Annotated in this window: 14 protein-coding genes; all 14 read right to left on the bottom strand. The window is 59.5% G+C overall.

Features of this window, described 5'->3' with window-relative positions:
- A partial coding sequence (locus KF784_19030; GenBank protein MBX3121160.1) for a hypothetical protein occupies positions 1–180 on the bottom strand: 180 nt, incomplete at its 3' end.
- Positions 181–263: 83 nt separating this feature from the next.
- A complete protein-coding gene (locus KF784_19025; protein ID MBX3121159.1) occupies positions 264–470 on the bottom strand; it encodes a UDP-N-acetylglucosamine 2-epimerase in 207 nt (68 codons plus the stop codon).
- A gap of 7 nt (positions 471–477) precedes the next feature.
- Positions 478–708: a DUF2283 domain-containing protein gene (locus tag KF784_19020; GenBank protein ID MBX3121158.1), complete on the bottom strand. Its 231-nt coding sequence runs from the start codon at positions 706–708 to the stop codon at positions 478–480.
- Between the two features lie 13 nt (positions 709–721).
- Entirely contained in the window at positions 722–934 is a 213-nt protein-coding gene (locus KF784_19015) for a hypothetical protein (protein MBX3121157.1), read from the bottom strand.
- A gap of 108 nt (positions 935–1,042) precedes the next feature.
- Positions 1,043–2,140, bottom strand: a complete 1,098-nt coding sequence (gene wecB / locus KF784_19010; GenBank protein ID MBX3121156.1) for a UDP-N-acetylglucosamine 2-epimerase (non-hydrolyzing) — start codon at positions 2,138–2,140, stop codon at positions 1,043–1,045.
- 175 nt (positions 2,141–2,315) lie between these two features.
- Positions 2,316–2,555, bottom strand: coding sequence for a hypothetical protein (locus tag KF784_19005; GenBank protein MBX3121155.1), 240 nt, complete (start codon positions 2,553–2,555; stop codon positions 2,316–2,318).
- A gap of 96 nt (positions 2,556–2,651) precedes the next feature.
- A complete protein-coding gene (locus tag KF784_19000; GenBank protein MBX3121154.1) occupies positions 2,652–3,551 on the bottom strand; it encodes a response regulator in 900 nt (299 codons plus the stop codon).
- Complete coding sequence (locus KF784_18995; GenBank protein ID MBX3121153.1) at positions 3,548–3,889, bottom strand: Hpt domain-containing protein; 342 nt, start codon at positions 3,887–3,889, stop codon at positions 3,548–3,550. The genes KF784_19000 and KF784_18995 overlap by 4 nt, the downstream gene beginning before the upstream one ends.
- Before the next feature lie 17 nt (positions 3,890–3,906).
- Positions 3,907–5,172, bottom strand: a complete 1,266-nt coding sequence (locus tag KF784_18990) for a SpoIIE family protein phosphatase (GenBank protein ID MBX3121152.1) — start codon at positions 5,170–5,172, stop codon at positions 3,907–3,909.
- Positions 5,173–5,193: 21 nt separating this feature from the next.
- The gene (locus KF784_18985; protein MBX3121151.1) at positions 5,194–5,544 is read right to left on the bottom strand and encodes an STAS domain-containing protein; all 351 of its coding nucleotides are present in this window, start codon (positions 5,542–5,544) and stop codon (positions 5,194–5,196) included.
- Positions 5,545–5,575: 31 nt separating this feature from the next.
- Positions 5,576–5,914, bottom strand: a complete 339-nt coding sequence (locus KF784_18980) for an STAS domain-containing protein (protein MBX3121150.1) — start codon at positions 5,912–5,914, stop codon at positions 5,576–5,578.
- A 29-nt stretch (positions 5,915–5,943) separates the two neighbouring features.
- Positions 5,944–6,993, bottom strand: a complete 1,050-nt coding sequence (locus KF784_18975) for a chemotaxis response regulator protein-glutamate methylesterase (GenBank protein MBX3121149.1) — start codon at positions 6,991–6,993, stop codon at positions 5,944–5,946.
- A gap of 60 nt (positions 6,994–7,053) precedes the next feature.
- Positions 7,054–7,671, bottom strand: coding sequence for a chemoreceptor glutamine deamidase CheD (gene cheD / locus KF784_18970; GenBank protein MBX3121148.1), 618 nt, complete (start codon positions 7,669–7,671; stop codon positions 7,054–7,056).
- Positions 7,672–7,676: 5 nt separating this feature from the next.
- On the bottom strand, positions 7,677–8,403 hold a 727-nt coding region (locus KF784_18965; protein ID MBX3121147.1), incomplete at its 5' end, for a protein-glutamate O-methyltransferase.

The following is an 8,403-nucleotide window of genomic DNA, read 5'->3' as shown; positions in this document are numbered from 1 at the left end:
GGGTGCGGTGCGCGCGGCTTCCGCATTCGCCGGGAGATCGAGAGTCAGATAGGAGGTACGGGGATAGAGATGCCGCAGCAGAGAGGTCTTGCCGGTCTGTCTCGCGCCGGTGACGAGCACAGCGGGAAACTGCTTCGCCATGCGCCGAATAAGCCCTTCAACTTCCCTCGCAATCCACATGCGGATAATATGCACTGATAGTGCAAATCATGCAACTACTCTCTCTTCGAGGTGTCAGTCTGCTCGTGAGTATTGCAATGTACTCATGATCCGAGGAGCAGCCTTCCTAACTGCGCGACAATTCGTTCCGCTGCTTTCCCGTCCCATTTCGGTGGAATCGCGCCCTTCTTCCACTGCCCGGCCATCAAGCGCGTCAAGGCCGGCGGAAGTTTACCGGGGTCGGTACCGATGAGTTCGTTGGTGCCGATCGTCACGGTCTCGGGTCGCTCGGTGTTGTCGCGCAAGGTCAAGGATCGCTTATGCCGTCAGTGGAATTTCACGCCGCTGCCCTTCCGATTCCACGATCAGGGCGCCATGGTCATCCGCCAATTGTTCCTTCGCATTCAACAGTTCGATTCCGTAGACGGTGCCATCCGGTGCCATGTCGATGTTCATCTCATCGCTGACTTTAATAGTGATGACATGTTCCGTCTTTTCGTGCAAACGCAGATACGCAATATTGTATTTCGCATCGTAGCTGAGCTTCATACGTTCTCCTTCTTCAGAAGAATTTGACCACGACAGTGATGACCAGCCAACCTTGCTCTTCCACCGCATAGGCTTCAACCTGTTTGGTTGCATAGTGTTTGCCAATCCACTCACGGTCAAAGGGGAAGTTGCGACGGAAGCCGGCTCTACCGTATTTTGCAGCGAAGCGCTCGCCGTTTTCGACCGTGAGCCGGACATCTTCCTCCGTTGCTCCTCGTTCCTCCAATCGACCTCTGGCATGCGGATGCAACCTAATATTCATGACGACACACGGGAGAGACACTGAGGTCGAGAGTCCGTGTTGCTTCCTGTGCTACCGGACTTTCCTGTTCCGTCATGCGAGGACTTTCTCCAGCTGCTTCACAATTCGTTCCGCTGCTTTCCCGTCCCATTTCGGTGGAATCGCGCCCTTCTTCCACTGCCCGGCCATCAAGCGCGTTAAGGCTGGCGGAAGTTTGCCGGGGTCGGTACCGATGAGTTCGTTGGTGCCGATCGTCACGGTCTCGGGTCGCTCGGTGTTGTCGCGCAAGGTCAAGCAGGGCACGCCCAGCACGGTCGTTTCTTCCGTGATTCCGCCCGAATCGGTAATGACGCCACGGGCATGTTTCACGAGGTAGTTAAACTCGAGATAGCCCAACGGATCGACGTAGTGCATCGACGGGAGTGCCTGGCCCGCTTCACGAAGATTTTTGGCGGTACGCGGGTGCACGGGAAAGACGACCGGCAGGCCCTGCGTGCCGTCCGCAATGGCCTGTAATAGGGCGAGCAACTTGTGCTCACCGTCCACGTTCGCCGGGCGATGCAGCGTCACCACGCAGTACTGCTGCGGTTTCAGCGCGAGGGTTGTCCAGCAGGCCGGGGGCCGCAACCGTCCCTCGTGCTTGAGCAAGGTGTCGATCATGGTGTTGCCCACGAAAAAGATACGGTCCTCGGGGACACCGGCCCGGCGCAAGTTGTCGTTGGCCGTATCGCTGGTGGTGAAAAACCAATTGGTGATCGAGTCGGTCACCACGCGATTGATCTCTTCCGGCATGGTCCAGTCGTGTGAGCGGATGCCGCCTTCGACATGGGCGACCGGTATGCCCATTTTTCGAGCCACGATCGAACAGGCCATGGTCGAGGTCACATCCCCCACCACCAGGCAGAGATCGCTCGTGTCTTTCGCCAGCACCTTTTCATAGCCCACCATGATGCCAGCGGTCTGCTCGGCCTGGGTCCCCGACCCCACCTCCAGGTTAATGTCGGGATCGGGAATGCCCAGTTCCTCGAAGAAACTGCCCGACATGGCCTTGTCGTAATGCTGGCCGGTGTGAATCAGTCGGTAGCGCAGGGCGTCCCCGCCTCGCTTTTGTGCGGCATGCAATGCGTCGATGATCGGCGCGATTTTCATGAAATTCGGTCGTGCTCCGGCGATCAGGTCAATACGCTTCATGGGTAGGCTTCCAGTTATGGTATTGCGATGGCGGTCTGGCTCTCCTCATTACATAGCGGACCTCGGGCGAGTCGTCAACAAAAAGGACGGTGAGGACGGACAAGACGGATCGCCATGGGCAGGGAGAGTGTGTGAGGACGTGGTCGGCGGGTGGCAAGAGCGACGCGAGGAACGGTTACTCTTTTTCGACGAGCCTCCACCCTTGTTTCTGTAGACACCGTTCCGTGGCTTGAATGATCAGCAGTTGGATGCCCTGCTGTAGCTTGGGATCGCGAAGGGTGTCGGCCTGACACTTGTTGTAGTCCTGGGCGTACTGGTCTTTCGGGCGCGTCGGATGGACCCACTCCGCGCCGACGCAACCGGTCAAGACAGACAGGAGGACACAGGAGAGCACGAGGTGAGCGGGACGAATCATGCGGAGCCTCATGGTGAATCGGGGTGAATCGCGGGTCTCAGGGGGTGAAAGATAAACTGCGGGGCGGAGACGCGTCAAGTCAGCGAGCGGCGGTGCTTACGGCAGCGGTACGGAGAAGGTCACCTGCGTGCCGCGTTCGTTATAGGTCAAATCGGGGAAGAACGCCTTGGCGAGAAAGACCCCGCGTCCATTGGCGTCACGGCTGTCGCAGGGCTGGTCGCTCTTCGTGAGAAAGCGGTCCCAGGTGAACCCGTTCCCCTCATCCGCAATCGCGTAGTGGAGTCGGCGGCGGCGGAGGTCGTGCCCGGCCCGAACGACCACGCGACGTTCGGCGAAACGCGGGTCACGCCGGCGCGCCTCGATCAAGGCATCGAATCGGTCGGTGCTGAGCGCCTGGTGTTTCTCGTGATACTGGATTTCCAGGCTGCCATGTTCCACGGCGTTGACGATGAGTTCGATCAGCGTGGCCCGGAGGTGCAGTCGCTGGGATTCCGGGAGCTTATTGGCTGTTTGCTCGATCAACCAGGTCACGCAGGCTTCGACGTGGTGGGGATCGGTGCCGATGGTCAGACGGTAGTCCAGTTGCTCGATGCCCGGTATCGCCTCCACCGGGCGGGGTTGCCGTTGGATCGCTCGATCCAACGCCAGTCCGATTTCCTTGGCACCGGTCGGTCGAGGAACGTAGTCTGTGGCGCCGGCACGCATGGCCTCGAGGACCGTCCCCTCATCCGCGGTGTCGGCCGAAGCGACAATTGCCGTGGTGGCACATCGTGTTCGCATGTGCTGAACGAGCAAGAGCCCGCTGCGTTCCGGTAAGAACAGGTCGGTGATGACGAGCTCGGGTAATGCCATCTCCACCATGGCCAGCGCCGCCTTCGGGTCCGGAGCGGTGACGACAGAGATGTCGCGAGCCTGTGCCTGTTCCAGGATGAGGGCCAAGACCTCGGAATCGGGGACGACGGCCAAGAGGGTGCGGAAGGACTCCGGCACGCTCATGTCGGAAATCCTTTTTCGATGATTGTCGCCAGCGCCGCCGTGAGGCGTCCCGCTTCTGCCTGCACCTGTTCGACCAGTGCGGCAAGTTCCTGTACGGCGGCCTTGCGCGCGGCTTCTTCGAGGTGGGCTGCGGAGGCCACCGTCGGTTTGGCACAGAACTCCATGGCCGACCCCTTCAACTTGTGGGCTTCCTTGATCAGAGTCGGGAGATCGCCTGCGGTCGTCGCCGCCTGAATGGCGGCGAGCGCCGGCGGAGTCCGTTCGACGAACAGCTCGGCCAGCGTGACAAACAGTTCCTGGTCCCCGTCCAACCGATCGAGCGCGGCGGTCAGGTCCATGATCGATTGAGATTCCACTAGCTCCTCCCCTCGTGCGCGGTCGACCGGTCTTGGATTTCCAGCCCGAGCAGCGCGACATCATCGGGAAAGATGTCTCCGCCCAGCCATTGGTGGGCGATGGCCATGGTTTCCGTAATGCTGTGAACCAGGCCGGCGGTGCGATGCTCTTCGAGTGTGGCTTGCAGGCGAGGCCTGCCCCAGAGTTCGCCGGTCGTCGACGGCGCTTCGTAAATACCGTCGCTTAACAGGTAGAGGCGGTCGTGCGGTTGTAATTGTGTGCGGGCGCTTTCGAAGGTCGAGGCTGGATCGAATCCCAACGGCAGGCTCGCGGAGGCCAGCCATCGGGAGTCACCGTTGGCGGCATGCAGAAATGCGCCGCTATGGCCCGCCGTGGCATACGACAATTCATATGACGTGAGATCGAGGCGGCCCACCCACAGAGTAAAATACTCGCCGTCCTGGCTTAACGGAAAACGGCGGTTGGCTTCGTTGATGATCGCTCCGGGATCGAAGCTGCCCACGACTTTCACGAGGTTGTCTTCACGGAGAAAACTCATGAGTCCCACCGCGCGCAGCGCTGCGGCGACCCCGTGGCCGGACGCATCGAGAATATACAACCCGAGCGCATCCGCCCCCCAGGGACAGACCTGGAAGAGATCCCCGCCTAAGGCGAGGGACGGTTGATAGGCCCAGTGCATGGCGATGCCCGGCGCCGGAATCCCCGGCAACGGGAGTTGCGCGCGCACGAAGGCTGCGGCCGACTGGAGCTCGTTCTCCAGCTCATGCTGTTTGGCGGAGAGGAGTTTGTGCGACCGATCCAGATCGTCCCGGGTGCGCTCAATTTCACGGACCAGAGCGCTGGACCGGAGGCTGGCCTGCACTCGCGCCAAGACTTCCTGCTTGCTGGCGGCTTTACTGAGAAAATCGTCGGCGCCGCGCGAGAGGCCTTCGGCAATCTGTTCAGGCCGGTCATGCGCCGTCATGAGTACGACCTGACTCGATCGTAACTCCGGGTCCGCACGAATCGCTTCACAGACACTGGGCCCATCCATGCCCGGCATCATCCAATCGAGGATCACCAAGTCCGGTCGGTGCGCGCGGATGGCGGCCAATCCGGCGCTTCCATCGACGGATTCGATTACACGATACCCCAAACGCTTTAACCGGCCGGCCATGCCGATCCTGGTGATTTCGTCGTCGTCGACGAGTAAAATCACCGGCGCCGGTTTGGGTGCCGTCGCGACGTCGACCGGCGGTGTGCTCTGCGGTGCGGGCTCACCCACGTAGACTGCTCCTGAGAATTTTCAACCGGCCGCGGGCAGGTCGGTTGCCGCAATGGCGTCCTGCTCCGAGTGGTAGACCGGCAACATTTGATGGAGATTGGCCAAGGTGATGATCTCTTTCACGTAACTTTGCGGGTTCAGCAACCCGATCCGTCCCGGCGTGCCGCTCAGGCTTTGCGCCACGAGCGCCAAGGTCCCCAGTGCTGAACTATCCAAAAATCGAACCCCGTGCATGTTGAGGATCACCTGGCGGCACCCGCGCGATTTCACGCGATCGACCGCCCCCTTGAAGGTCGCGCGGTTGGCGTAGGTCAGCTCCCCGACCAGGTCGAGAATGACGGCATTTCCGACACGCCGTTCAGTAATCTGCATGCCCGACTCCTTCCATGACAGCGGATCAGACTCAGGCGCTCTTCTTAATCATCGACGGCGCGTCCGCATCGATCAGCGGAATCGTCTTGTGCAGATTGGCCAACTCGATAATCTGCCGGACCGTGGGCTGCGGGTAGGCCAGCGACAGGGTGCGTTTTTCGGCCTGCAATTGGCGGTGGGAAATCATCAAGAGCCCCAATGCCGCGCTGTCGAGAAATGCCACTTGAGAGAGATCGATGACGATCTGGTCGACTCCGTCCACGGCGACCGATTTCAGCATTTCCTGAAACGGTTTGCGCTGGGTGTATGTAAAGTTACCTTCCAGCTTCAAGGTCACCTTGCGATTGTTGACTTCTTTCGTGATTTTCATTCCGGCTCCTTTTCGGCAAAGGTGAAGGATCAGGCACGGGTGACATGAGTCAGCACGGTTGCGGCAATGTCTTTGAGCGGGCGCACGACGTCGGCTGCGCCGAGCTTGATGGCTTCTTTGGGCATGCCGAACACGACGCAGGACGCCTCATCCTGCGCGATGGTATAGGCTCCGGCTTGTTTCATCTTGAGTAAGCCCTTTGCGCCGTCGCCGCCCATCCCGGTCAGGATGACACCGACCGAATTCCCTCCCGCATATTGGGCCACGGAGTCGAACATGACGTCGACCGAGGGGCGATGGCGGTTCACCGGTTCGTTCTGATTGATACGCACCGAATACCGCGCACCGCTGCGAACCAAGGTCATATGGTAGTTGCCGGGGGCGATGAGCGCATGACCGGGCAACACGCTGTCCCCGTCTTCGGCTTCTTTCACGGAGATGCGGCAGAGTTCGTTCATGCGATCGGCCCAGGTTTTCGTGAACTTTTCAGGCATATGCTGCGTGATCAATATCGGAGGGGTATTGGGTGGCAGCACCTGGATGACCTCCTTCACGGCTTCGGTCCCGCCGGTCGAAGATCCGATCGCGATGATCATGTCGGTCGTTTTGATCATGGCCGAGTTCAGTTGGGTCGGCCTCACAGCAGTCTGTGCGCCTGCCGCGGGCGTCTGTCGGAGCGACGCGGTGGCTGCGCCTTTGACCTTCGCGATCAAGTCGGCGGCGATGTCGTCCATGCCCTGGCGAAGATCGATCTTCGGCTTGGTGATGAAGTCCACCGCCCCGAGCTCCAGCGCGCGGAGTGTGGTCTCGCAGCCGGCCTCGGTCAAGGAACTGACCATGATCACCGGTGTAGGACGTCCCCGCATCAGCTTTTCTAAGAAGGTCAAGCCGTCCATCTTCGGCATTTCCACATCCAGGGTCAGCACATCCGGATTGAGCGCCTTGATCTTCTCTCTGGCGACATAGGGATCCGGTGCGCTGCCGATGACCTCGATGTCGGGATCTTTCGACAGCAGCTCAGCCAACACTTGTCTCATCAGCGCGGAATCGTCGATCGTCAGGACTCGCACTTTCGCCATTGTCAAACCTCTCAGGTCTCGTTGGTGCCTCCCGCACGAGGCTACCGCCATAGATGAATATTAAAACAGCGTGATCTCGCCCTGCTGTGCCGTCGGCTCCTCTGCGATCCGATGCTGGTAGGCGGACTCCCGCTCGTAGATCGTACGATTCTTCACCCGTTCGATCTTTTTCATCAGCACGCGACCGGAATCCGTAAAGTAGTACACCTTCCGGGGGTACACGTCGCCGAGATCGCTTTTGGCGACGGCGTACCCTTCGGTCTTCAGAAATTGCAGCACCCATTCGGTATTGCGGGCACCGACATCGATGTTGCCTTCGTAGATTCTCCCGGCGCCGAACAGTTTGATTTCGAGACGATGTTTCACCCCGCCGCGTTTGAGAATCTCATTGATCAGTTGTTCCATGGCGAACGAGCCATAGCGTGTCGACTCCCCGCCCCAGGAGTCTCCGGATTGGTGTTCCTTCGGTGCGGGAAGCATAAAATGATTCATGCCGCCGACGCCGACGATCGGATCGCGAATGCAGGCGGAAATACAGGAACCGAGGACGGTATAGACCACCATCGGTTCCCGGCTCACGAAAAATTCACCCGGCAGAATGCAGGCGATTTCGTGAGGAAACCGGCGATCGTGCATCCGGCGGATATGAGAAAATGTATCGGTGTCAATAGCGGGCATCTCGGTCAGGCTTCCTTCCAGTAGATGGTCGGGGCAATTGATTTGAAGGGATGGGAGACCCACTGCAGGCTTTCCGAGTGCCCGATGAACAAATATCCGCCCGGCTTGAGGTGATGATAGAACTTGTTCACCAGGCGCTCCTGTGTGGGGCGATCGAAGTAGATCATCACGTTTCTGCAGAAGATCAGGTCGAGCGGGGCCTTGATGGGGAACCGATCGTCCATCAGATTGAGCCGGCGGAATTTGATGATTCCCGAGAGATGCGGCTTGACCTTCACGAGCCCCTCACTGTCTCCGCGTCCCTGGAGGAAATGCCGTTTCACGATCTCTGCCGGAACTTCCCGTACCCGCTCCTCCGCGTACAGTCCCTTGGCGGCATGTGCCAAGACACGAGTCGAGATATCCGAGGCAAGAATCTGAAAGTTCCATTGCTCCGGGGTACGGACGCTTTCGTACAGGGTCATCGCGATGGTGTAGGGTTCTTCGCCGGTTGAGCAGGCGGATGACCAGATGCGGATCTGCTTCTCTTTTTCCAACGTGGGTAGGATGCGCTCCCGCAGGAAATCGAAATGTTTGGGCTCGCGGAAAAAATCCGTCTTGTTGGTCGACAGAAGATCCAGCATGCGTGTGAACTCTTCGCCGCTGTCGTCCTGTGTCACATACTCGTAGTAGGAGGCAAAGCCGTCCATTTGAAGGTGACGGAGCCGTTTGGTCAGGCGGGAGACCACGAGC

It is taken from the genome of Fimbriimonadaceae bacterium, from assembly GCA_019638775.1.
Taxonomy (GTDB): Bacteria; Armatimonadota; Fimbriimonadia; order Fimbriimonadales; family Fimbriimonadaceae; genus JAHBTD01.
This window is presented reverse-complemented; position numbering and strand designations above follow the sequence as displayed.